General features: G+C 67.9%; 20 protein-coding genes and 3 rRNA genes. 6 read left to right on the top strand and 17 right to left on the bottom strand.

Annotated features, from left to right (window positions below; genetic code table 11):
- Positions 1-33: 33 nt before the first annotated feature.
- Genes recN through Q0Z83_RS54125 form a run of 4 tightly spaced genes read right to left on the bottom strand, consistent with a single transcriptional unit; the run spans position 34 to position 3,818 of the window.
- Positions 34-1,791 (bottom strand): DNA repair protein RecN, encoded by a 1,758-nt coding sequence (gene recN, locus Q0Z83_RS54140; RefSeq protein WP_317791365.1) that lies wholly within the window; start codon positions 1,789-1,791, stop codon positions 34-36.
- Between the two features lie 50 nt (positions 1,792-1,841).
- Positions 1,842-2,729, bottom strand: coding sequence for an NAD kinase (locus tag Q0Z83_RS54135; protein ID WP_317791364.1), 888 nt, complete (start codon positions 2,727-2,729; stop codon positions 1,842-1,844).
- Entirely contained in the window at positions 2,726-3,544 is an 819-nt protein-coding gene (locus Q0Z83_RS54130; RefSeq protein ID WP_317791363.1) for a TlyA family RNA methyltransferase, read from the bottom strand. The genes Q0Z83_RS54135 and Q0Z83_RS54130 overlap by 4 nt, the downstream gene beginning before the upstream one ends.
- A gap of 25 nt (positions 3,545-3,569) precedes the next feature.
- Entirely contained in the window at positions 3,570-3,818 is a 249-nt protein-coding gene (locus Q0Z83_RS54125; protein ID WP_317791362.1) for a hypothetical protein, read from the bottom strand.
- A gap of 314 nt (positions 3,819-4,132) precedes the next feature.
- Here Q0Z83_RS54125 and Q0Z83_RS56035 point away from each other — a divergent pair, with 314 nt between their 5' ends.
- Positions 4,133-4,699 (top strand): pentapeptide repeat-containing protein, encoded by a 567-nt coding sequence (locus Q0Z83_RS56035; RefSeq protein WP_378078367.1) that lies wholly within the window; start codon positions 4,133-4,135, stop codon positions 4,697-4,699.
- Between the two features lie 287 nt (positions 4,700-4,986).
- Positions 4,987-5,310 (top strand): sterol-binding protein, encoded by a 324-nt coding sequence (locus Q0Z83_RS54115; protein ID WP_317791360.1) that lies wholly within the window; start codon positions 4,987-4,989, stop codon positions 5,308-5,310.
- Positions 5,311-5,367: 57 nt separating this feature from the next.
- On the opposite strand, the gene Q0Z83_RS54110 is transcribed toward Q0Z83_RS54115, so the two are convergent.
- Entirely contained in the window at positions 5,368-6,663 is a 1,296-nt protein-coding gene (locus Q0Z83_RS54110) for a methyl-accepting chemotaxis protein (RefSeq protein WP_317791359.1), read from the bottom strand.
- A 140-nt stretch (positions 6,664-6,803) separates the two neighbouring features.
- Here Q0Z83_RS54110 and Q0Z83_RS54105 point away from each other — a divergent pair, with 140 nt between their 5' ends.
- The gene (locus Q0Z83_RS54105) at positions 6,804-7,103 is read left to right on the top strand and encodes a hypothetical protein (RefSeq protein WP_317791358.1); all 300 of its coding nucleotides are present in this window, start codon (positions 6,804-6,806) and stop codon (positions 7,101-7,103) included.
- Positions 7,104-7,213: 110 nt separating this feature from the next.
- Here Q0Z83_RS54105 and Q0Z83_RS54100 read toward each other — a convergent pair whose 3' ends face one another.
- Positions 7,214-8,239 (bottom strand): HAD-IIA family hydrolase, encoded by a 1,026-nt coding sequence (locus Q0Z83_RS54100; protein ID WP_317791357.1) that lies wholly within the window; start codon positions 8,237-8,239, stop codon positions 7,214-7,216.
- A complete protein-coding gene (locus Q0Z83_RS54095; protein WP_317791356.1) occupies positions 8,236-9,159 on the bottom strand; it encodes a tetratricopeptide repeat protein in 924 nt (307 codons plus the stop codon). Before Q0Z83_RS54095 ends, Q0Z83_RS54100 begins: the two co-directional genes overlap by 4 nt.
- Here Q0Z83_RS54095 and Q0Z83_RS54090 point away from each other — a divergent pair.
- On the top strand, positions 9,109-10,929 hold the full coding sequence (locus tag Q0Z83_RS54090; protein ID WP_317791355.1) for a hypothetical protein: 1,821 nt from the start codon (positions 9,109-9,111) through the stop codon (positions 10,927-10,929). The two genes, Q0Z83_RS54095 and Q0Z83_RS54090, sit on opposite strands and share 51 nt — an antisense overlap.
- 121 nt (positions 10,930-11,050) lie before the next feature.
- Here Q0Z83_RS54090 and rrf read toward each other — a convergent pair.
- The 4 genes from rrf to tyrS all read right to left on the bottom strand — a co-directional run bounded on the left by rrf (position 11,051) and on the right by tyrS (position 18,290).
- A 5S ribosomal RNA gene (rrf, locus tag Q0Z83_RS54085) occupies positions 11,051-11,167 on the bottom strand.
- A 125-nt stretch (positions 11,168-11,292) separates the two neighbouring features.
- Positions 11,293-14,400: ribosomal RNA gene (locus Q0Z83_RS54080) — 23S ribosomal RNA — on the bottom strand.
- Between the two features lie 376 nt (positions 14,401-14,776).
- Positions 14,777-16,294, bottom strand: a 16S ribosomal RNA gene (locus tag Q0Z83_RS54075).
- The 16S, 23S and 5S rRNA genes sit together here, the layout of an rRNA operon.
- 739 nt (positions 16,295-17,033) lie before the next feature.
- Positions 17,034-18,290 (bottom strand): tyrosine--tRNA ligase, encoded by a 1,257-nt coding sequence (gene tyrS, locus Q0Z83_RS54070; RefSeq protein WP_317791354.1) that lies wholly within the window; start codon positions 18,288-18,290, stop codon positions 17,034-17,036.
- Positions 18,291-18,349: 59 nt separating this feature from the next.
- On the opposite strand from tyrS, the gene Q0Z83_RS54065 reads away from it, so the two are divergent.
- Complete coding sequence (locus Q0Z83_RS54065) at positions 18,350-19,108, top strand: polyphosphate kinase 2 family protein (RefSeq protein WP_317791353.1); 759 nt, start codon at positions 18,350-18,352, stop codon at positions 19,106-19,108.
- A 36-nt stretch (positions 19,109-19,144) separates the two neighbouring features.
- Positions 19,145-19,555 carry a hypothetical protein gene (locus Q0Z83_RS54060; RefSeq protein ID WP_317791352.1) on the top strand — a complete coding sequence of 137 codons (411 nt, stop codon included), beginning with the start codon at positions 19,145-19,147 and terminating at the stop codon, positions 19,553-19,555.
- Positions 19,556-19,583: 28 nt separating this feature from the next.
- Here Q0Z83_RS54060 and ptsP read toward each other — a convergent pair whose 3' ends face one another.
- The 6 genes from ptsP to mtlA are packed head-to-tail and all read right to left on the bottom strand — an operon-like array spanning position 19,584 to position 24,452.
- On the bottom strand, positions 19,584-21,227 hold the full coding sequence (gene ptsP / locus Q0Z83_RS54055) for a phosphoenolpyruvate--protein phosphotransferase (RefSeq protein WP_317791351.1): 1,644 nt from the start codon (positions 21,225-21,227) through the stop codon (positions 19,584-19,586).
- Positions 21,220-21,492: an HPr family phosphocarrier protein gene (locus Q0Z83_RS54050; protein ID WP_093621725.1), complete on the bottom strand. Its 273-nt coding sequence runs from the start codon at positions 21,490-21,492 to the stop codon at positions 21,220-21,222. Before Q0Z83_RS54050 ends, ptsP begins: the two co-directional genes overlap by 8 nt.
- Positions 21,493-21,503: 11 nt before the next feature.
- Positions 21,504-22,544 (bottom strand): zinc-dependent dehydrogenase, encoded by a 1,041-nt coding sequence (locus Q0Z83_RS54045; protein WP_317791350.1) that lies wholly within the window; start codon positions 22,542-22,544, stop codon positions 21,504-21,506.
- Positions 22,541-22,990 carry a PTS sugar transporter subunit IIA gene (locus Q0Z83_RS54040; protein ID WP_317791349.1) on the bottom strand — a complete coding sequence of 150 codons (450 nt, stop codon included), beginning with the start codon at positions 22,988-22,990 and terminating at the stop codon, positions 22,541-22,543. The genes Q0Z83_RS54045 and Q0Z83_RS54040 overlap by 4 nt, the downstream gene beginning before the upstream one ends.
- A complete protein-coding gene (locus tag Q0Z83_RS54035; protein ID WP_317791348.1) occupies positions 22,983-23,291 on the bottom strand; it encodes a PTS sugar transporter subunit IIB in 309 nt (102 codons plus the stop codon). Before Q0Z83_RS54035 ends, Q0Z83_RS54040 begins: the two co-directional genes overlap by 8 nt.
- Positions 23,292-23,330: 39 nt before the next feature.
- Positions 23,331-24,452 (bottom strand): mannitol-specific PTS transporter subunit IIC, encoded by a 1,122-nt coding sequence (mtlA, locus tag Q0Z83_RS54030; RefSeq protein ID WP_317791347.1) that lies wholly within the window; start codon positions 24,450-24,452, stop codon positions 23,331-23,333.
- Between the last annotated feature and the right edge of the window lie 41 nt (positions 24,453-24,493).

Here is a 24,493-nt window from a genome sequence, read left to right as displayed (position 1 = left end):
GCGACCCCCACGACATGCGCCAGCTCACCATTCTCAGGCGCGTTTCTCCCTGGCAGCCACGGAGAGTAGCTCCTCGGCATGCGCAATGCCGAGGTCGGAATCGGGCAGACCCGCCAACATCCGGGACAATTCCCTGGCCCGTTCGGTTTCTTCCACAATGCGCACACCACTCGTGGTGATCGCGCCACCGGTGTCTTTCGCGACCACCAGGTGCCGATCGGCGAATGCCGCGACCTGCGGCAGGTGCGTCACGACCAATACCTGATGGGTACGGGCCAGACGCGCCAGCCGCCGCCCGATCTCCACCGCGGCCGTCCCGCCGACACCCGAGTCGACCTCGTCGAACACCAGCGTCGGCGGCCCACCGGCACCGGCGAACACCACCTCGATGGCCAGCATCACCCGGGACAGCTCACCGCCGGACGCGCCCTTCTGCAGGGGCAGTGCCGGCGCCCCCGGGTGAGCGTGCAGCCGCAGCTCCACCTCGTCGGCCCCGTCCGGCCCGGCCGCCAACGTCTCCCCGTCGACGGTCACCGCCGGCTCGTCCCGCGAGGGCGCCCGGGTCAGCACCGCCACCTCGACCCGCGAGTGCGGCATCGCCAGCCCGGCCAGCTCCACGCTGACCGCCTCGGAGAACCGCCCGGCCGCCTCCCGACGGGCCGTGGTCAGCCGCCCGGCCAGCTCGCCGACGGTCGCCTCCAGACGCTGCCGCTCCTTGTCGAGCTCCTCCAGCAACTCGTCCGAGGAGTCCAGCTGGCTCAGCTTGGTCCGCGCGTTCTCCGCCCAGGCGATCACGCCGTCGACGTCGTCCGCGTATTTCCGGGTCAGCGCCCGCAGCGCGGCCCGCCGCTCGTAGATCGCCTCCAGCCGGGCCGGATCGGCGTCGAGCGAGCTGAGATAGGCGGACAGCTCCGAGGCCACGTCACCGACCAGGGTGGCGGCCTCCTCGATCCGGGCGGCCAGGTCACCCAGCGACGAGTCGACCGCCGACTGGCCCTCCAGGGTCCGCCGGGCCAGGCCGAGCAGCTGGGTCGCGTCAGGAGTGTCGTCGGCCGCCTCCACACCGCCGGCCAGCGCCTGCGACGCCAAGGTCGCCGCGACCCGCAGCCCCTCGGCGTGCTCCAGCCGCTGCACCTCGTTACGCAGGTCCTCATCCTCCCCGGGCTGCGGATCGACCCGGGTGATCTCGTCGAGACCGAGCTTGAGCAGGTCGGCCTCCTGCGAGCGCTGCCGCGCGTTGCGCCGGCGGTCGGCCAGGTCGTCGACCACGGCCCGCCACCTGCCGAACGCCTCTTTGTAGGAGTCGATCAGCTTCTCGTGCGGTGGGCCGGCGAACCTGTCCAGCGCCGACCGCTGCTCCGACGGGCGCAGCAGGCGCAGCTGGTCGGACTGGCCGTGCACGGCCAGGATCTGCTCGCCCAACTCGCTCAGCGTCGACACCGGCATGCTCCGGCCACCGACGTGCGCCCGGGACCGGCCCTCGGCCGTCACCGTGCGGCTGAGCAGGATCGAGCCGTCGTCGTCGGCCTCGCCACCGGCGTCGGTGATCCGGGTCCGCACCGCGTCACCGAGGGTGCCGCGCAGCTTCAACCGGCCCTCGACCACGGCCCGGCCCGGGTCGGCCCGGACCCGGCCGGCGTCGGCCCGCCCACCGAAGAGCAGCCCGAGACCGGTCACCACCATCGTCTTACCGGCACCGGTCTCGCCGGTGATCACATTCATTCCCGACGTGAGCCGCAGCGTCGTGTCGTCGATGACGCCGAGCCCGGTGATGCGCAGTTCCTCCAGCACAGCCAGACAGTATCGGGAGCCCCCGACAAATGCCCAACGGCCGGGTCTGATCAGCGTCGATTCCCGCGCCAGCCGACGACCGGCAGGCCGAACTTCGCCACGAGCGTGTCGGTGAACGGCCGGGGCGCCAGCCGGACCAGCCGGACCGGCAACTGACCCCTTTCGACCGTCACCTGCGAACCGGGCGGCAGGTCCCAGGTCCGCCGGCCGTCGCAGCACAACACCGCAAAAGACGTGTACGGGTCGACCGTCAGCACGAAAGTCGACGTCGGAGCGGTCACCAGCGGCTTGGAGAACAGTGCGTGCGCGCTGATCGGCACCAGCAGCAGCGCCTCCACCTCGGGCCACACGACAGGTCCACCGGCCGAGAACGCGTACGCCGTCGACCCGGTCGGTGTGGCGCACACCACACCATCACAGCCGTAGCGGGACAGCGGCCGGCCGTCCACATCCACCATCAGTTCGAGCATCTGGGCCCGCTGGCCCTTCTCCACGGTCACCTCGTTGAGCGCCCACGACTCGGCGATCAGGCGGCCGTCGTACTCGGCCCGGACGTCCAGCGTCAACCGCTCGTCGACGGTGTAGTCACCCCTGACCACCTCGGCCACCGCGTGGTCGATGTGGTCGATCTCGGTCTCCGCCAGGAAGCCGACCTTGCCCAGGTTGATGCCGAGCAGCGGGGCCTTGGCCGGCCGGGCCAGATCGGCGGCGCGCAGGATGGTGCCGTCACCACCGAGCGCCAGCACGATCTCCACACCCTCGGCCGCGTCCGGGCCGACCACCGGCTCCACCCCCGGGGGCAGCTCCAGGTCGTCGATCTCCTCGGCGATCACCCGGACCTCGAAACCGGCGGCGATCAGGTCCAGCGCCACCGCTCGGGCGTGCTGCGTACTCTGCCGGCGCCCGGTGTGCGTCACCAGCAGGGCCGAGCGCGTCATTTCTCCTCCATCAGGGAAACGGGTCCAGCTTCGACGACAGCTTCGATCCGGGCCGGATCGGCCGGCGGGGCGTCCCGCCGGAACCACACGAAGAACTCCACGTTTCCGCTCGGCCCCGGCAGCGGGCTGGCGGTCACGTCCGCCACCCCGAGCCCGAGCTCCGCGGCGGCCGCCGCCACCTCCAGCACCGCCTCGGCGCGCAGCCGCCAGTCGCGGACCACACCACCCGAGCCGACCTTCTCCTTACCGACCTCGAACTGCGGCTTCACCATCAGCGCGAGATCACCGTCGGGCGCGGTGCACGCCGACAGCGCGGGCAGCACCAGCCGCAGCGAGATGAACGACAGGTCGGCAACGGTCAGGTCGACGACGCCGCCGATCGACTCGGGCGTGATCGCGCGGACGTTGGTGCGCTCCTGCACCACCACCCGCTCGTCGTTGCGGATCGGCCAGGCCAGCTGGCCGTACCCGACGTCCACCGCGACCACCTGCCGGGCCCCGGCCCGCAGCAGCACGTCGGTGAACCCGCCGGTGGACGCACCCGCATCCAGACAACGCCGACCGGTCACGGTCAGCCCCTGGAACGCGGCCAGCGCGCCGGCCAGCTTGTGGCCGCCCCGGGACACGTAGTCGTCCTTCGGATCCTCCCCGGACACCACGATCGGGTCGGCCGGGTCGACCATGGCGGCGACCTTCAGCGCGGCGGTGCCGCGCACCTGCACACGACCGGCCGCGACGAGCGCGGCGGCCTGCTCCCGGGAGCGGGCGAGCTTACGTCGGACGAGCTCGGCGTCGAGTCGCGCACGGCGGGCCATCAAGATCCTTATTTTGTACGGTCGTTCAGCGGTCGATGCCGGCCAGGGTTTCCTGGAGCACCTGGTGCGCGGCCTCGTACTCGGCGATCTGCTCGGCCGGCGCCAGCCGCGCGGCGTTGGCGAGCGACCGTAGCACCGCGTCCACGGCGGGGTGACCGGTGTCCTCCCCACTGGGTGACGACACCGCCTGCGGGAGGCCACCCGGGGCCGGAACCGCCTGCGGGAAGCCACCCGGAGGCGGCCCGGGACGTGGGCCGGGCTGAGGATGGGTCACTGGCTCAGGCCTCCGAGCTCTCGGTCCGGCTGACCGTCTCCGACGCCGGTTTCGGCTGTGCGGGCACCTGTGCGGCCTTCTTGGCCGGCGCCTTCCGCGGCGTCGCCTGCCGAGCGGGCGTCGTCCGCTTCGCGGCGGTCGCCTGCTTGGCCGGCGTCTGCTTGGTCGCGGTCTGCTTGGCCGGCGTCGCCTGCTTTGCCGGGGTCTGCTTGGTCGCGGTCTGCTTGGCCGGCGTCGCCTGCTTTGCCGGGGTCTGCTTGGTCGCGGTCTGCTTGGCCGGCGTCGCCTGTTTGGCCGGGGTCTGCTTGGCCGGGATGGCCTGCTTCGCCGGGGTCTGCTTGGCTACCGCCTTCTTGGCCGGCGCCCGCTTGGTCGCCGTCTTCTCGGCCGGAGCCTCGACCGCGGCCGGCTCAACGAACACCGGCTCGACAGCGGCCGGTGCCGCCGCGACCTCGACCGCGGGCCCGACAGACTTGCGTGGTGCCCGTTTGGCCGGCGCGACCTTGGCCGGTGCCGTCTTGGCCGCGGCCCGCTTGACCGGCGCACGCTTCACCGGCGTGGCCAGAGCGGCCTCGGCCGGAGCGGGGGTGGCCGGGACGACCTCGGCCGGGGTCGGGGTGGCCGCCACCTTCGCCGGAACCACTGCCGGTCCGGTGCCGGCCGCCGGCATCGCGTTCGGCTTGGCCTTGACCGCCTTCTTCGCCACCGTCTTCTTCGCCGGCCGGGCCACCGGCACCTCCGGCACGCCCGTCTCGGCCGCACTCACCCGGGCCTGCGCCTGCCGCAGCTGCCGCTCCAGGTCGTGCACCTTGGCCGTGAGGTCGGACACCTCCTCGGCGGTGGCCAGTCCCACCCGTCCGAGCGCCCGGTCCACCTCGTAGCGGACGATGTTCGTCAGCGCCTCACGATTCGCGATGCCCGCCGACAGCAGGTCCTCCACGAGGCCCTGCACCTGTACCGCCGTGGCACCGCCTCGGGTGAGCAGCTCCCCGGCGACCTGTTGCGCCTTCTTCCGGGGTGCCTCCGTCAGGCCGAGTGCCAGGTCCAGATAAGCCCGCCATGCGTCCGGCATGTCTCGCCTCCTCTCGCCGCGTCGGGTGCCACGCTACCGGGCACCTCCGGGAAACTCCTGGGGTACCGTGCCGGTGTCGTAGGGGAGGATGGTCCTATGGCCACCTTGGACGAGTGCCGCCGGGCACTGCACGACCTCGCCGCCCGACTGGAGAGCAACGCGGAGGCCCGCGGCAAACTCGACCTGGATCGCACCCTCGCGTGCCGGCTGACCGACCTGGGCGCGGCGTTCCACGGCCGGATCACCGGCGGCCGCCTCGTCGACATCACCGACGGCGACGACCCGAAGGCGAAGATCGCCCTGGTCACCACGAGCGACGAGCTGCTCGACCTGGTGGCCGGCAAGCTCGAGGTGTCCCGACTGATCACCGCCATCCGGGCGAACCCGTTCGACCTGCTCAAGCTACGCAAGCTCCTCTGAACGACCGGACCGGTTGTGCCCACCTGTACGGGCACAACCGGTAGGTCAGTTCAAAGATCAACGCTCGGTCGTAGCGGAGAGTGTCTCCAGACCGACCAGCACCTGGTCGGCCGCCGAGGTCGCCGCGGACAGCTGGTTGGTCACCTCGGCCAGCACCGCCGCCTGTTCCTCCACCGAGGACGCGATGTTGAGCTGCAGCTCGTGGATGTCGTCGACGGCGCCGGTGGTGGCGGTGAAGGTCTGCGCCACGTCCCCGGTCTCGGCCACGATCGCGGTGATCACCTGATTCACCTTCTCCACCGAGACGGCCGTCTCCCGGGCCAGGTCCTTGACCTCCCCGGCCACCACGGCGAACCCCTTGCCCAGCTCACCGGCACGGGCGGCCTCGATCGTGGCGTTCAGGGCGAGCAGGTTGGTCTGCTCGGCGAGCGACGCGATGATCGCGTTCACGGCGGCGATCTCCCCGACCGACTTCTCCAGCCGGCGTACCTTCTCCCCGGCCGACGCGGCCGCGTCCTTGCCGGTGGAGGCGGTCCCGGCGGCCTGCGCGGACCGTTCGGCGATGTCGCGTACCGACGCGGTGAGCGCGGCGAGTTCCCGGTCCACGGCGGCCACCGCCGAGATAGCGGTGTGCGCCTCGGTGCTGATCTGGGCGACGTCGGAGGTGATCCGCCGGGCCTGCGCAGCCGACTCCTCGGACCGCAGCCGCAACTCCTCGGCCGCCCGCTCCTGGGCCTCGTGCTCGGCCCGCTCGACCTCCCGGCGGGCCTCCTCGGCCTCCCGGGCCAGCACCTCGTTCTCCCGTTCGGCCTGCTCGGCGAAGTGCCAGAAGACCACGATGCCGGCCACCTCCAGGGTGAGCAGCCCGGCGTGCACGGCGACCATGCCGATCGCGGCGGCGACACCCATGTGGTGCTCGCCGAACACCCGTTCCGGCGACACCAGGCCGAGGACCCCGTGGTGCACGACGACCACCACGATCGCCGACACCAGCGGCGCCCACTGCTGGTAGAGCGCCACGAAGATCAGCACCGCGTACAGGTGGATGTGGGTGGACATCTCGCCACCGGTCAGCTCGATCGCCACCAGGGTGCACGCGATCAGCCCGACGCTGACATGACTCGCCCTGGCCTTGGGGTTGTCGGCAGGCAGCAGCCCGCCCAGGACCACCCAGACCGCGATGGCCGCCGAGAATCCGACAGCCTCCCACGGCGTACGCGGTCCGAGAATGCCGACCACGAGGAACACCGGCACGTGGAACCACAGCAGGCGCGTCACGATCCGGTGGCGGGACTGCCAGGACGCCTCGGAGAGCCGGGCTCCGCGCGGCAATGTCAGAGAACTCACATCCACCTGATCGACCGTGAAATGCCCTGCTTGACCTTCAGGGGCAAAAGGCGTGAGCCCTGTCCGTTCTGCCGCGGACGGTGCCACGATGGAGGTGAGGGAACCCACCGGCCGGCGGCCGAGCCGGCCCCGATCAGGGAGGGACCATGACCCGTACCCGTCCCGGCCTCCCGCGCTTCGACGCCACGCTGACCACCGCGAACGTCCACGAGCGCGCCGAACAGGTCGCCGTGCCCGACTTCGACTGGATGACCACCCCGGTGCTGGCCATCGTCGACGCCCTGCTGCACATCGACATGAACGCCCCACTGCCCCGCCGGCCGCACCGCTTCCCGCAGCCGGCCCCGATCCCGCATCCGGCCGGGGCACCCACCACCCCTCCGATCGACATCGCGGCACACAGCGCCTGCCACTTCCTGGCCGACCTGACCCGGATCCACCGCTGACCACCCGAGCCGGCCCGTGCGTCCGAGATGGCGAACGGCCCCGACTGCCGCGCTCCGAGGGGATCCGAGGGGAGACGTGGCGGCCGGGGCCGTCGGAAGACCGGCGTACCTCAGTGCGGTTCGAGGTCCCAGGACTTCAGGAGTTCACGAGCCTCGTCGGAGGCCGCGGTCACGGCACTGAGGGCCGTCCCGGACCAGGTGGCCGAGCAGAGCAGGCGCAGGGCGTCCACCGGGCTGCCGGAGCCGTTCAGGGCCACCCCGTCGCCCGCGCCGGTCAGGTGCCAGCCGCCGATCTCGGTCCACGCGGATTCGCCGGGGTTCGGAAGCCGGGACTCGTCGGCTGGGCGGAACAGTGCCGACAGGTCGGCGCCCACGTGCGTGGGACGCTGGTTCTCGGCGGCGCCAAGCAGGTCGACCGGGCCGCTCACGCCGGTCAGGACCAGCAGGCTGTCCATTCCGGCGTTCACCGCGCCCTCGATGTCGGTGTCCAGGCGGTCACCGACGGCCAGTGGACGCTCGGCCCGGGACTCGGCGGCGGCGGTCCGGAACAGCGCGGGCTGGGGCTTGCCCACCACCACGTCCGGATCCCGGTTCAGGGCCGTACGTAGCACCGCCACCAGCGAACCGTTACCCGGCAGCGGGCCGCGCGGGCTGGGCAGGGTCCGGTCGGTGTTGGTCGCGAACCAGGTCGCGCCGGCCCCTACCGCCAGGGTCGCTTCGGCCAGGATCGGCCAGCCGACCTCCGGCCCGTACCCCTGAAGAACCGCGACCGGACCGTCCTCCAGTGCGCTGACCGGGGTGAGGCCCGCGTCGCGGACCTCGGCGCGCAGCGCCTCCGCACCGACCACCAGAACCGGCGCTCCGGCCGGCAGCCGTTCGGCGAGAAGCGCCGCCGCGGCGCCGGCCGAGGTCAGTACCTCGGCCGGTTCCGCGTTCACCCCCATACCGGTCAGCAACGCCGCCACATCCGCGGCCCGTCGGGACGCGTTGTTCGTGGCGAACGCGATCGACGTCCCGCCCGAGCGCAGCCGATCGATCGCGTCGGCCGCGCCCGGAATCGGCTTGTCAATTAGGAAGACGACACCGTCCAGGTCGAAGATGACCAGGTCATAGCCGCCGGCAAGGTGATCGGTCACGCCTTCGGCTTCTCCTCGGTGGCGACCTTGTCGTCGCCGTCCTCGTTCTCGTCGGCCTTGGCGTCGTCGGCCTCGACGTCGTCCTTGTCGCCGGCCTTCTCGTCCTCGTCGCCGAGCGCGTCCGTGTTCACGTCGGTGTCCGCGACGTCGACCGGCTCGTCTTCGTCCTCGTCCTCGTCGTCGTAGTCGCCGTCTTCGTCGTCGTAGTCGTCCTCGTCATCGTCGAGGTCGTCTTCGTCGTCGTAGTCGCCGTCCTCGTCGCCGTCGGCCTCGAGGTCCGCCTCGCGGTCGGCGGAGGCGGACTCACGGTCGGTCGTGGCGGCGTCGGAGCCGTCCTCGTCCTCGTCGGCGTCGTCGCCCTCGATGGTGACCCCATCGAGTTCGAGCAGACGCTCGGCGGCGTCGGTGACCTGCTCCTCGTCGACGGCGGCGGTCCGTGCGAACCACTCCCGCGCCTCGTCACGGCGGCCGGCGGCCAGCAGGGAGTCGGCGTACGCGTACCGCAGGCGGGCCGCCCACTCGGCGTCGTCGTCGCCGGTCAGCTCCTTGACCTGGAGCATCGCCACGGCTGCGTCGTGCTGGCCGAGGTCACCCCGGGCACCGGCGGCCACGATCAGCAGCTCGATTGCGCCGGCCTTCTCCAGGTTGGCCACGTCGGCGCCGCGGAACAGGTCGATCGCCCGCTCCGGACGGCCGAGCGCCCGCTCACAGTCGGCCAACTCGGCCAGGTGTGTCTGACGGCCGGTCATCCGGTGGTAGGTACGCAGCTCGGCGATCGCGGTCGTCCAGTCCCCGGCCGCGTACGCCGCCAGGCCGACGGCCTCCCGCACCACGGCGATCCGCGACGCGAGACGACGGGCCGCGATGGCGTGGTTCAGCGCCAGCTCGGAGTCCTCGTCGATGATCTGACCGGCCGCCACCAGGTGCCGCGCGACCTTCTCGGCGACATCCCGGGCCAGGCTCAGCAGCTCGGCACGGACCTCCTGGTCGAGGTCGTTCGCGGTGATCTCCTCGGGGATCTCCGGCGCCTCGAAGGCGGGCTTGCCGGCCTCGTCCTGCGGACGCGAATCCCGGTCCCGGTCCTGACGGAACCCGCCACGGTCGTCCCGGTCACCCCGGAAGCCGCCGCGGTCGCCACCGCCCTGGTAGCCGCCGCGGTCACGGTCGCCACCACGGAACCCACCGCGGTCACCGCCACCCTGGTAGCCCGGACGGTCCCCACCACGGAACCCGCCCCGGTCACCACCGGGACGGTCGCTGCGCTGCGGACGGTCACCGTACGGACGGTCCTGACGGGGACGGTCGCCGAAGGACCGCTCCCGGTCACCCCGGAAGCCGCCGCCCTGCGGACGGTCACCGCCACGGAACCCGCCGCGGTCGCCGCCACCCTGGTAGCCGCCACGGTCACGGTCGCCGCCACGGAATCCACCGCGGTCACCGCCACCCTGGAAGCTCTCCCGGGGGCCGCTACGGTCACGGTCGCCGCCACGGAAGCCGCCGCGATCGCCACCGCCCTGGTAACCACCGCGGTCACGGTCGCCGCCACGGAATCCACCGCGGTCACCGCCGCCCTGGTAGCCCGGACGGTCTCCGCCACGGAAGCCGCCCCGGTCACGGTCACCGCCGCCCTGGTAGCCCGGACGGTCTCCACCGCGGAAGCCGCCGCGGTCGCCCTGCGGACGGTCCCCACCACGGAAACCACCGCGGTCGCCCTGCGGACGATCCCCACCACGGAAACCACCGCGGTCGCCCTGCGGACGATCGCCGCCACGGAAACCGCCCCGGTCGCCGCCACCCTGGTAGCCGCCGCGGTCGCGGTCGCCACCACGGAACCCACCGCGGTCGCCACCGCCCTGGTAGCCCGGACGGTCTCCACCACGATCGCGGTCGCCACCACGGAACCCACCGCGGTCACCGCCGCCCTGGTAGCCCGGACGGTCACCACCACGGTCACGGTCGCCACCACGGAACCCACCGCGGTCACCGCCACCCTGGTAGCCCGGACGGTCTCCACCACGGAATCCACCACGATCACGGTCCCCGCCCTGGTAGCCCGGACGGTCTCCGCCACGGAATCCACCACGGTCACCGCCGCTCTGCGAGCCCCCGCGGAACCCGCCCCGGTCGCCACCGCCCTGGTAACCACCGCTGCGACCGCGGTCGCCGCCACCCTGGTAGCCGCCACGGTCACGGTCACCACCACGGAAACCACCGCGCTCTACGCCACGGTCGCCACCACGCGAGTCGCCTCGGAACCCACCGCGGTCGCCACCGCCCTGGTAGCCGCCACGGTCACGGTCACCACCGCGGAAACCGCCGCGATCGCCGCCACCCTGATAGCCACCGCGGTCACCGCCGCTCTGCGAGCCCCCGCGGAACCCGCCCCGGTCGCCGCCACCCTGCTGGTAGCCGCCACGGTCGCGGTCGCCACCACGGAAGCCACCGCGATCGCCGCCACCCTGGTAGCCGCCACGGGAACCGCCACGGTCTCCACCGCGGTCACGGTCGCCGCCCCGGAATCCGCCGCGGTCACCGCCGCCCTGGTAGCCGCCCCGATCGCCGCGGCGGCTGTCGCCGCCTCCTTCGCGGCCGCCTCCGGAACGACGGTCGTCGTCGCGGTTGCTGGAGCCGCCGTCCTGCGGTCCTGTACTCACGGATCATTCCTTCCAGTACGGCGGCGGACTACCTAGGCCCGAGTGGCCCTGCTCCGACACACGCTGTTCTCGATACACAAAGTTACTAGGGGATCTGCCCATAAACGCAGTCGAGGGCCGACCCCGAAGTGGGGCGGCCCTCGACCGATCACGTTGAGTCCGGCGGCGTCCTACTCTCCCACACCCTCCCGAGTGCAGTACCATCGGCGCTGGAGGGCTTAGCTACCGGGTTCGGAATGTAACCGGGCGTTTCCCCTCCGCTATGACCACCGAAACACCTTTCAGCAACAGCGAAGAACCAGCAACTCTCAGATGCCGGCCACCAGGTGGCCGAGCAACCCTCAAGGTGGTTGTTCGTTTGCTGTGAATCACACAGTGGACGCAAGCGCAATGTATAGGGTGGTTAAGCCCTCGGCCTATTAGTACCGGTCAACTCAACACGTTACCGTGCTTACATCTCCGGCCTATCAACCCAATAGTCTATTGGGAGCCTTACCCACTCAAGGTGGTGGGATACCTCATCTCGAAGCGAGCTTCCCGCTTAGATGCTTTCAGCGGTTATCCCTTCCGAACGTAGCCAACCAGCCATGCTCCTGGCGGAACAACTGGCACACCAGAGGTTCGTCCGTCCCGGTCCTCTCGTACTAGGGACAGCCCTTCTCAAGTATCCAACGCGCACGGCGGATAGGGACCGAACTGTCTCACGACGTTCTAAACCCAGCTCGCGTACCGCTTTAATGGGCGAACAGCCCAACCCTTGGGACCTGCTACAGCCCCAGGATGCGACGAGCCGACATCGAGGTGCCAAACCATCCCGTCGATATGGACTCTTGGGGAAGATCAGCCTGTTATCCCCGGGGTACCTTTTATCCGTTGAGCGACACCGCTTCCACACGCAAGTGCCGGATCACTAGTCCCGACTTTCGTCCCTGCTCGACCCGTCAGTCTCACAGTCAAGCTCCCTTGTGCACTTACACTCAACACCTGATTGCCAACCAGGCTGAGGGAACCTTTGGGCGCCTCCGTTACCCTTTAGGAGGCAACCGCCCCAGTTAAACTACCCACCAGACACTGTCCCTCGACCCGATCAGGGCCGCAAGTTAGATACCCAAACCCAACAGAGTGGTATTTCAACAATGCCTCCACCCGAACTGGCGTCCGAGCTTCACCGGCTCCCACCTATCCTACACAATTAAATTCGGATACCAATGTCAAGCTATAGTAAAGGTCCCGGGGTCTTTCCGTCCTGCCGCGCGTAACGAGCATCTTTACTCGTACTGCAATTTCGCCGGGCCTGTGGTTGAGACAGTGGGGAAGTCGTTACGCCATTCGTGCAGGTCGGAACTTACCCGACAAGGAATTTCGCTACCTTAGGATGGTTATAGTTACCACCGCCGTTTACTGGCGCTTAAGTTCTCCGCTTCGCCCCGAAGAGCTAACAGGTCCCCTTAACGTTCCAGCACCGGGCAGGCGTCAGTCCATATACATCGTCTTACGACTTGGCATGGACCTGTGTTTTTAGTAAACAGTCGCTTCCCCCTGCTCTCTGCGGCCATACCACGCTCCACCCGCAAGGGGCTTCACGCGTCCGGCCCCCCTTCTCCCTAAGTTACGGGGGCAATTTGCCGAGTTCCTTAACCACAGTTCACCCGTCGCCTCGGTATTCTCTACCTGACCACCTGTGTCGGTTTCGGGTACGGGCCGCTCGAAACATCGCTAGAGGCTTTTCTCGGCAGCATAGGATCAATGACTTCACCAGAACGGCTCGGCATCACGTCTCAGCCTACATGCACCGCGGATTTGCCTACGGTACGGCCTACACGCTTACCCCGGCACAACCACCGGCCGGGATCATCTACCTTCCTGCGTCACCCCATCGCTAAACTACTACCACCCAAGGTCCTAGACTCCACCGACTCAGACCGAAGTCCTCGCCGGCTTTGCGTAGTTAGTACAGATGGGTTCGTCTTGGGCGCTTCTTTGCGGGTACGGGAATATCAACCCGTTATCCATCGACTACGCCTCTCGGCCTCGCCTTAGGCCCCGACTCACCCAGGGCGGATTAGCCTGGCCCTGGAACCCTTGGTCATCCGGCGGAAGGGGTTCTCACCCTTCATTCGCTACTCATGCCTGCATTCTCACTCGTATGGCGTCCACGGCTGGATCACTCCGCCGCTTCACCCGCCATACGACGCTCCCCTACCCATCCACACACCTGCACGACAACCTCAAGGGCGTCGCGGAGTTAATGTGTGAATGCCACAGCTTCGGCGGTGTGCTTGAGCCCCGCTACATTGTCGGCGCGGAACCACTTGACCAGTGAGCTATTACGCACTCTTTAAAGGGTGGCTGCTTCTAAGCCAACCTCCTGGTTGTCCATGCGATCCCACATCCTTTTCCACTTAGCACACGCTTAGGGGCCTTAGCTGGCGATCTGGGCTGTTTCCCTCTCGACTACGAAGCTTATCCCCCGCAGTCTCACTGCCGCGCTCTCACTTACCGGCATTCGGAGTTTGGCTGATTTCAGTAAGCTTGTGGGCCCCCTAGACCATCCAGTGCTCTACCTCCGGCAAGAAACACGCGACGCTGCACCTAAATGCATTTCGGGGAGAACCAGCTATCACGGAGTTTGATTGGCCTTTCACCCCTAACCACAGGTCATCCCCCAACTTTTCAACGTTGGTGGGTTCGGTCCTCCACGCAGTCTTACCCACGCTTCAACCTGCCCATGGCTAGATCACCCCGCTTCGGGTCTAGAGCATGCGACTGAAAACGCCCTATTCAGACTCGCTTTCGCTACGGCTTCCCCACACGGGTTAACCTCGCCACATGCCACTAACTCGCAGGCTCATTCTTCAAAAGGCACGCCATCACCCCTAAAGGCTCTGACGGATTGTAGGCGAACGGTTTCAGGTACTATTTCACTCCCCTCCCGGGGTACTTTTCACCATTCCCTCACGGTACTAGTCCGCTATCGGTCACCAGGAAGTATTCAGCCTTACCAGGTGGTCCTGGCAGATTCACAGCAGATTCTAGGAGTCCGCTGCTACTCGGGAACACCACAAAGAGGTCATAGATTTTCGCTTACGGGGCTCTCACCCTCTACGGCCGGCTTTCCCACACCGTTCAACTAACCTATGACTTTGTAACTCTTCGACTGCCTGTCAGAACAATCAAGTAGGTCCCACAACCCCGGATATGCAACGCCTGACAGCTATCACACATATCTGGTTTAGGCTACATCCGCTTTCGCTCGCCACTACTCACGGAATCACGGTTGTTTTCTCTTCCTACGGGTACTGAGATGTTTCACTTCCCCGCGTTCCCCTCACATGCCCTATGAATTCAGGCATGGATGACACGACATGACTCGTGCCAGGTTTCCCCATTCGGACACCCTGGGATCACAGCTAGGTTGGCAGCTCCCCCAGGCCTATCGCGGCCTCCCACGTCCTTCATCGGCTCCTGGTGCCAAGGCATCCACCGTTCGCCCTTGACAACTTAACCACAGAAAACAAGATGCTCGCGTCCACTGTGCAATTCTCAACCAACGACCAACCCACAACCCGATCCAGCAGCTCACCAGCACCACTCACAGCGGCCGGTATGGGCTGCCAGGCTGTGCCTGGCATTGAAAAACAACCACCCTCACGGGCACCGGCACTCAGCCGACCTACGCGGGTTGTTCTTTCAGATACCCAACAGGGTGCTTTTCTTTGACGCTCTCGCCAGCCGCACCAGCTCTGTTCCACGCCCGAAGGCTGTACTAAGAAGCCGGCCGTTGCCGGTCCGAACTAGCCAGTGTCTCCGCCTATGAGCACCCCGGTCGAGCATTCGTCGACCGCGGGCTACTGCTTACCTTTCGGTAAGAGTTGCTCCTTAGAAAGGAGGTGATCCAGCCGCACCTTCCGGTACGGCTACCTTGTTACGACTTCGTCCCAATCGCCAGCCCCACCTTCGACGGCTCCCTCCCTTACGGGTTAGGCCACCGGCTTCGGGTGTTGCCGACTTTCGTGACGTGACGGGCGGTGTGTACAAGGCCCGGGAACGTATTCACCGCAGCGTTGCTGATCTGCGATTACTAGCGACTCCGACTTCACGGGGTCGAGTTGCAGACCCCGATCCGAACTGAGACCGGCTTTTTGGGATTCGCTCAACCTCACGGTCTCGCAGCCCTTTGTACCGGCCATTGTAGCATGCGTGAAGCCCTGGACATAAGGGGCATGATGACTTGACGTCATCCCCACCTTCCTCCGAGTTGACCCCGGCAGTCTTCGATGAGTCCCCGCCATGACGCGCTGGCAACATCGAACGAGGGTTGCGCTCGTTGCGGGACTTAACCCAACATCTCACGACACGAGCTGACGACAGCCATGCACCACCTGTGCACGACCCCGAAGGACCCCACATCTCTGTGAGATTTCCGTGCATGTCAAACCCAGGTAAGGTTCTTCGCGTTGCATCGAATTAATCCGCATGCTCCGCCGCTTGTGCGGGCCCCCGTCAATTCCTTTGAGTTTTAGCCTTGCGGCCGTACTCCCCAGGCGGGGCGCTTAATGCGTTAGCTGCGGCGCAGAAACCCGGAGAGGGTCCCCACACCTAGCGCCCAACGTTTACAGCGTGGACTACCAGGGTATCTAATCCTGTTCGCTCCCCACGCTTTCGCTCCTCAGCGTCAGTATCGGCCCAGAGACCCGCCTTCGCCACCGGTGTTCCTCCTGATATCTGCGCATTTCACCGCTACACCAGGAATTCCAGTCTCCCCTACCGAACTCTAGCCTGCCCGTATCGAATGCAATGTCAGAGTTGAGCCCTGAGATTTCACATTCGACGCGACAAGCCGCCTACGAGCTCTTTACGCCCAATAAATCCGGACAACGCTCGCGCCCTACGTCTTACCGCGGCTGCTGGCACGTAGTTGGCCGGCGCTTCTTCTGCAGGTACCGTCACTTGCGCTTCGTCCCTGCTGAAAGAGGTTTACAACCCGAAGGCCGTCATCCCTCACGCGGCGTCGCTGCATCAGGCTTCCGCCCATTGTGCAATATTCCCCACTGCTGCCTCCCGTAGGAGTCTGGGCCGTGTCTCAGTCCCAGTGTGGCCGGTCGCCCTCTCAGGCCGGCTACCCGTCGTCGCCTTGGTAGGCCATTACCCCACCAACAAGCTGATAGGCCGCGAGTCCATCCCAGACCGAAAAAACTTTCCACACCCACACCATGCGGTAGAGTGTCGTATTCGGTATTAGCCCCCGTTTCCGAGGGTTATCCCAAAGTCCAGGGCAGGTTACTCACGTGTTACTCACCCGTTCGCCGCTCGAGTACCCCGAAGGGCCTTTCCGCTCGACTTGCATGTGTTAAGCACGCCGCCAGCGTTCGTCCTGAGCCAGGATCAAACTCTCCAACAAAATCTGTTGAAAAACTCATCCCGGCAACAAAAATGTTGCCAAAGGAATCTCCCACTTATCGCCTAAACGACAAGCCGGGGTATTGCCATAATTGGCACTGGCTTATCAAGCACCCTGTTGAGTTCTCAAAGAACAACCGCACACCTTAAACCGAACCGCTTTCGCGGCCCGCCCTCCGGGGCACTCGCTCTACTTTACCCGCCGTTTCCGCCCTGTCAAATCCGCGTTTCGCAACCGAATTCAACAACCACAGAAACTGCACAGGCACCCCAAAAACACACACGACACTAGATCGTGCGATCTTGTAAGGGTTTCCGTCAGGACGGCCGGCCGGGCCCCAACTTCAGGTCCCGCTCGCTCGCCCGTCTCCCTGGCGGCTCGGTAAACATTACCCGCCCCTCCCATCAACTCCAAATCGGGGTCGGGCGACGCCGGTCACAGCGAAATTTCCGGCCTTTAACTCAGATCGGGCAGACCGAAGCCGAGGGCCGAAGTCCAAAGCCGAAGACTGAGGGCTGAAGTCTGAAGTCCGAAGCCTGAGGGCTGAGGGCTGAAGTCCGAAGACTGAGGGCCGAGGACCGAGGGCCGAGGACCCAAGACCGAGGGCCGAGGACCCAAGACCGAGGGCCCAGGACGAAGACCGAGGGCCCAGGACGAAGACCGAGGGCCCAGGACGAAGACCGAGGGCCCAGGACGAAGACCGAGGGCCCCGGAGAAACGGGGTCCCGGCGTAGGACGGTCAGGGCAGCAGTTCGACCCCGGCGAACGTGCGCTTGCCTCGGCGCAGGACCAGGAAACGGCCGTGCAGCAGGGCGGACGTCGGGATCTCGGCCTCACCATCGGTGATGCGCTCGTTGTTGAGGTACGCGCCACCCTCGGTGATCGTGCGGCGGGCCTCGTTCGCCGAAGCCACGAGACCGGCGTCCTTGAGCAACACACCCACGGTGGGGAGCTCACCCCGTACCCCATGAAGGCCGGCCTCGGACAACGCGGCGCGCAACGTGTCCGCGGACAGCTCGTCCAACGAACCTCGCCCGAAAAGGGCCTGGCTGGCAGCGATCGCCTGCCGGGCCTCCTCGGGACCGTGCACCAGCGCGGTGAGCTCCTCGGCGAGGGCTCGCTGCGCGAGCCGGGCCTGCGGCCGCTCGGCGGTCGCCTTCTCCAACTCCTCGAGTTCCTCGCGGGACTTGAAGCTGAAGTAGCGCAGGTACTGGTTGACGTCGCGGTCGTCGCTGTTGATCCAGAACTGGTAGAAGCTGTACGGCGTGGTCATCGACGGGTCGAGCCAGACGGCGCCGCCCTCGGTCTTGCCGAACTTGGTGCCGTCGGACTTGAGGACGAGCGGGGTGACGAAGGCGTTGACCGGGCCGGCGCCGCGACGCCGGACGAAGTCGACCCCGGCGGTGATGTTGCCCCACTGGTCGGAGCCGCCGAACTGCAGCTCGCAGCCGTGCTGGACGTGCAGCTGGTAGAAGTCGTTGGACTGGAGCAGCTGGTAGCTGAACTCGGTGAAGCTGATGCCGCTCTCCAGCCGGTTCCGGACCACGTCGCGGGCCAGCATCTTGTTGACCGGGAAGTGTTTGCCGACGTCGCGTAGGAAGTCGACGACCGACATCGGGCCGGTCCAGTCGAGGTTGTTGACGAGGGTGGCGGCGTTGTCGCCGTCGTAGGTGACGAACGGGGACAGCTGAGTACGGATTCGCTGCACCCAGCCCTCGACCACCTCGGGCGGGTTGAGGCTGCGCTCGCTGGACTCGCGCGGGTCGCCGATCTGGCCGGTGGCGCCGCCGACGAGCAGCAACGGGCGGTGGCCGGCGAGCTGGAGGCGACGGGCGGTGCACACCTGCATCAGGTGGCCGACGTGCAGCGAGGCGGCGGTGGGGTCGAAGCCCACATAGAACGTGATCGAGCCGCCGTCGAGCTTTTTGCGGAGCTCGACGAGGTCGGTCGAGTCCTGGATGAGTCCGCGCCACAACAGGTCGTCTACGAAAGTCACGTCCGCATTCTCCCGTACCGGCTGCTGCGGATCACAACTGGATTAGGGATGCTGGGTGGATGGGTCATCTGGGTAGCGCCAATCCCCCGTTCGAGGTCTCCAAGAAGAAGGCCGAGGCGCGGCTGGAGGCGGCGCAGGAGCGGCTGTTGCGGTTGCGGCTGCTGTTGGGCGGTCAGATCGGGGAGAAGAAGATCGGGCCGCCGCTGTGTGTGGTGTTCGAGGGTTGGGACGCGTCGGGCAAGGGTGGTGCGATCAAGCGCCTGGTGGCGCCGCTGGACCCCAGGCATGTACGGGTGGCGCAGTTCGCCGCGCCGACCTATGACGAGAAGCGGCACCATTTCCTGCAGCGGTTCTGGACCGTGCTGCCGGGCCGGGGCGGGATGGCGGTGCTGGACCGGTCCTGGTATGGCCGGGTGCTGGTGGAACGGGTCGAGGGTTTCGCGACCGACGAGCAGTGGAAGCGGGCGTACGACGAGATCGTGGAGTTCGAGCGGACGCTGACCGCCGAGGGCATGATCCTGATCAAGTTCTGGATGCACGTGTCGGACTCCGAGCAGCTGAAGCGGTTCGAGAGCCGACGTGACGATCCGTTGCGGCAGTGGAAGCTGACCGACGAGGACTGGCGTAACCGGGAGAAGCGGGGGGCGTACGAGGCGGCCGTCGAGGAGATGATCGACCGGACCGACCGTCCGAAGGCGCGCTGGCATGTGATCGCCGGGGATGACAAGCCGTATGCCCGGTTCGCGGTGGTGGAGCAGGTGTGTCATGTGCTGGAGACGAAACTGGCGAAGCGGGGCTACGACTTGAGCGCGTTTTGATCAGGTGAAATGGTACATTCCGGATAAAGTGGCCCGATGATCATTTCGCGCGGCGTGGCCCTGCTGCTGGGTCTCGCCACGATCACCGCGCATCCGCCCGCCGCCGACGCCGCGCCGCGCCACCAGGCCGTCCAGGTGTCGGTCGAGCGCACCCACAGCCGGCAGAATCTCTCGATCTTCCAGGTGTCCGGCGGCATCCGGGAGGCCGGTGTGGTGCTGCGGATGGCGTCCAGCCCGGCGTTCCGCGGCCTGCGGTCCCGCTACGTGCCGACCGACCGGTCCGGCCGGTACCGGTATGAGGTGACCGTGACCTACCGGCACGGCGGGCCCAAGCGGATCGTCACCTACTCGAACACGCCCGGTGCGCCGCGCCTGCTCTTCGACGTGATCCACCGGGTCGAGACGTTCCCGACGCCGGTGTTCCCGCCCGGTTTCCCGTTCGACTGACGAGGGCCTCCCCACGGGAGGCCCTCTCTCAGATCGCCAGCCTACGGGCCTCGGACGCATCCGGCGCGGCCACCGCGAGTCCGGCCAACCGCTCGCATTCGGCTTCGGTACGCCCGGCGAGCGCCGCCCGGACCGGGCCGATCGCGCGCGGGGACATCGACAGGCTGGTCACCCCGAGCCCGACCAGCACCGGCGCGAGCAGCGGATCGGCGGCGGCCTCACCGCACACGCCGACGGGTTTGCCGGCCGTCCGACCGGCCGCCCCACACACGCCGATGAGCTGGAGCAGGGCCGGCTGCCACGGGTCCAGCAGGTCGGCCAGATCGCCGCACATCCGGTCGGCGGCGAACGTGTACTGGCTCAGGTCGTTCGTGCCGATGCTCAGGAAGTCGACCACCCGGAGCAGGTCGGCGGCTCGCAGCGCGGCCGCCGGGACCTCGATCATCACCCCGGCCTTGGGCAGGCCGGCGTCACGCACGGCGGCCGCGAACCCGGTCGCCTCGGCCAGGGTGGACACCATCGGCGCCATCACCCACACGTCGGCACCGGTCTGCGACCGGGCCTCGGCGATCGCGGCGAGCTGCGTGGTCAGTACGTCCGGGCGCTGCCGCGCCACGCGCAGGCCGCGGACACCCAGCGCGGGGTTGGGCTCACCGTCCTGATTCAGGAACGGCAGTGGCTTGTCGGCTCCGGCATCGAGGGTACGGATGACGACGCGCCGCCCGGCCATCGCGGTGAACACGTCACGGTAGGCGGCGACCTGCTCGTCCAGGGTCGGCTCCTGGACACGGTCGAGGAAGAGCAACTCGGTACGGAACAGGCCGATCCCCTCGGCGTGAGCCTCGTCGGCGGCCGGGACGTTCTTGACCGAACCGACATTGGCCAGGAGCTTCACCCCGTACCCGTCGGAGGTCTGGCCCGGACCGGTCAACGTCGACGCCGCGGCAGCCACCTGGGCCGCCCGGTCCGCCGCGGCTTTCGCCTCGGTCTCCGAGACGTCCACCCGGACCTGCCCGGACGCGCCGTCGAGCAGCACGATCGTGCCGTCCGGCACGGCGAGCACGCCGGGGCAGGCGACCACCGCGGGCAGGCCGAGCGCGCGGGCCAGGATCGCGGTGTGGCTGGTCGGGCCGCCGACCTCGGTGACCAGGCCGATCACCTGTTCCGGGTCGAGGTCGGCGGTGTCCGCGGGGGCCAGGTCGCGGGCCGCGAGCACGTAGGGGTGGCCGGGTGCGGGGACACCCGGCATCGGCAGGCCGAGCAGCACCGCGACCGCCCGGTCGCGGAGATCGTCCAGGTCGGCGACCCGTTCGGCGAGGTAACCGCCGGCGGCGGCGAACGCCTCCCGGAACGTCGCGAACGCACCGTCGATCGCGTGCGGTGCGTCGTGGCCGTCGCCGATCAGCTCGCGTACGCCGTCGCGCAGCTCCTCGTCGTCGGCCATCAGCGCCTCGGCCCGCAGCACCTCGGCCACCGTGGCGTCGGTCGTCCGGTCGGCGCGGCGGCCGAGTTCGGCGACCACCTCGGCCAGCGCGGCCTCGGCCCGGGTGTACTCCGCCTCGGTGTCGGTGACCGGGACGGGGGCCGGGAGCGCCGGGGCGGCCGCGATCCGCAACAGCGGACCGGCGGCGATCCCGGCGCACACCCCGATGCCGGTGAGCATCTCAGGCATCGGCGTCCAGGTCCTTCGCCAGCAGCTCGGCCAGGCTGTCCAGGGCCTCGTCGGCGCCCTCCCCCTCGGCCTCCAGGATCACCTCGGTGCCCTGTTTGGCGCCGAGGGCGAGCACCGACAGCATGCTCTTGGCGGGTACCGGCTTCCGGTCGCCGGACCGGATCGTGACCTTGACCGGGGCCTTCGCGGCCGCCTCGACGAAGATCTTCGCGGGGCGGGCGTGCAGGCCGCTGCTGGAACCGACGGTCACCGTGCGCGTGGGCATAGCAGGCTCCTCTAGGGCTCGATGGTGACCTTGATGGCCTCGCCGCGGGCGACGATGCCGAAGGCGTCGATCGCGCTCTCCAGCGGGAGGCGGTGGGTGATCAGGTCGGCGACCGGCACCGCGCCGGTGGCGACCAGGTTGAGGGCCTCGGCGTTGTGGGCCGGGCTGGACCCGTTGGCGCCGACGATCATCAACTCCCGGTAGTGGACCAGGTTGGAGTCGCAGGTGATGGTCGGGTTGTCCTTGGGCAGACCGCCGAAGAAGCTGATCCGGCCCTGCCGGGCGGCCATCAGGATGGCCTGCTCCTGCGCTTTGCCGGAGGCGGCGGCGGTGATGATGACGTCGGCGCCGCGGCCGTCGGTCAGTTTGAGGATCTCCTCGACCGGGTCGACCTCCTCGGCGCAGATCGCCGCGTCCGGCTTGACCAGGTTGGCGGCCATCTCCAGGCGCTGCCGGCTGAGCTCGACCAGGAAGACGCGAGCCGCGCCGCGGGCCCGGGCCAGCCGGACGTGCAGGCAGCCGATCGGACCGGAGCCGATCACCACGACGTCGTCGCCGACACCGACGCGGGCCAGGTTCTGCGCGTTGAGGGCGCAGGCCAGCGGCTCGGCGACGGACGCCTCGGCGAACGAGACACCCTCCGGGATCCGGTTCAGGCCATCGACCTTGAGGACCTCGCGGGGCACCACCATGTACTGGGCGAAGCCGCCCTCGAAGTGGTAGCCCATCGACACCTGGTTGGGGCAGATGGTCATCCGGCCGCGCTCGCACTCGGCACACTCGCCGCACGGGATGGCGGCGATGACCTGCACCCGGTCGCCGGCCGACCAGCCGTCGACGCCTTCGCCGACCTGCACGATCTCACCGGCGATCTCGTGGCCCATCACCCGCGGCGGGTGGATGTGGTGGTGGCCGAACTTGGAGATCTTGACGTCGGTGCCGCAGGTGGAGCAGTTCCGGACCCGGATCTTGACCTCTCCGGGGCCGGCCTCGGGCTCCGGCGCGTCCTCGAAACGGACGTCGCCGGGGGCGTGGAATCGTACGACCTTCATTGTTTCGCTTCCTCCTGGATGCTCCCGAGGAGCCGGATCACGGTCTCGGGTTCGGTGGCCTCGCGCAGTTCGCGGGCCTGGTCCTCGTCGAGCAGGATCTCGGCGAGAGCGGCAAGAAGTTCGACGTGACCGTTGCCCTGGGCGGCGATGGCCACGCAGAGGGTGACCGGCTCGCCGTCCCAGTCGACCGTCTCCGGGAAGCGCAGCACCGCGAGGGCGTCGCGCTTGACCAGGTCCTTGCCGGCGAGGGTGCCGTGCGGGATGGCGACCCCCTCGCCGACGTAGGTGGAGATCGACTGTTCCCGGGCCAGCATCGTGTCGATGTAGCCCGGTTCCGCGGCGCCGATCTCGACCAGGACCTCTCCGCAGCGACGGATCGCGTCGTCACGGTCGGCAGCCGACTCCCCGAGCCGGATGGCCCGGGGGTCGAGCAACTGGTCAGACATTGAGATCGGTCCCCTGCTGGATGGCCTTGACCACGCGGGTCACGGCCGGGTCGCCGAGGAAGATCTGGAACGGCACGATCGGTTTGTCGGGTGCTACCGACCTGGCCCGGGCGGCCAGGCCGCTGTGGCAGACCACCACGTCGGCGTCGGCCGGGATCGAGTTCACCGGGGTGTGCTCGACCGTTACCCCGCTCTTGCCGAGCTGCTTGCGCAGGGTGCTGGCCAGCATCACGCTGCTGCCCATTCCCGCGTCGCAGGCGACCACGAGCTTGTGGATGTCCTTGCCGTTGATGGTTGCCATGACTTCTCTCCTGTGGTGGTTACGCGTCTCCGGTGGTGGTTACGCGTTTTCCTTGCGGCTGACCTCGTCGTCGGCGGTGGTGTCGGTGCTGTCGTCCTCGGGCTCCTGGTCGGACTTGAGCTTGCCGAACCCGAGGAGCAGGGAGGCGACACCGAAGGTGACCGCGGCGGCCAGGATGACGCCGAGGATCATCCCGAAGTGGCTGCCCTTCGCGGTGACGGCGAAGAAGGCGAAGATGCTGCCCGGGGCCGGCGAGGCCACGGTGCCCGCGCCGGTGACCATGAAGGTGGCCACACCGGCCATGCCGCCGGCCATCATGGCCAGGATCAGGCGGGGCTTCATCAGCACGTACGGGAAGTAGATCTCGTGGATGCCGCCGAAGAAGTGGATGATCATCGCAGCCGGGGTGGTCGGGCGCAGCGACTTCGGGCCGAAGAAGAAGTAGGCCAGGAGCAAGCCGAGGCCGGGGCCGGGGTTCGACTCGATCATGAACAGGATCGACTTGCCGTGCTCGGCCACCTGCTGCACGCCGAGCGGGCTGAACACGCCGTGGTTGATGGCGTTGTTGAGGAACAGCACCTTGGCCGGCTCGACCAGGATCGACACCAGCGGCATCAGGCTGTGGTCGAGGAGCCAGTCGACGCCGTTGCCGGCCGCCTCGGTGAGGGCGTTGACGACCGGGCCGATGCCCAGCTTGCCGAGGATCGCGAAGCCACCGCCGATGATGCCGGCCGAGAAGTTGTCGACGAGCATCTCGAAACCGGGGCGGATCTTGCCCTCGATCGCGTTGTCGAACAGCTTCAGCACGTAGGCGGTGAGCGGGGCGATGATCATCGCGCCGAGGAACATCGGGACGTCGGCGCCGACGATGACACCCATCGTGGCGGTGGCACCGACGACCGCGCCGCGCTGGCCGTGGACCATCCGGCCGCCGGTGTAACCGATCAGGACCGGGAGCAGGTACGTGATCATCGGGCCGACCAGCTCGGCCAGACTCTCGTTCGGCAGCCAGCCGACCGGGATGAACAGTGCCGTGATCAGACCCCAGGCGATGATCGCCCCGATGTTGGGCATCACCATCCCGGCGAGGTAGCCGCCGAGCTTCTGGACGCGGGCCCGTATTCCGGAACCGCTGACCTCGGGGGTGTACGAAGAGGCCATGAGGGATCTCCATTTCATTGTGGAGAGTTATTGGAGGGGGT

It is taken from the genome of Actinoplanes sichuanensis, assembly GCF_033097365.1.
Lineage (GTDB): Bacteria > Actinomycetota > Actinomycetes > Mycobacteriales > Micromonosporaceae > Actinoplanes > Actinoplanes sichuanensis.
Note: the sequence above shows the minus strand (reverse complement) of the source record. Positions and strands in the feature narration are given on the sequence as shown.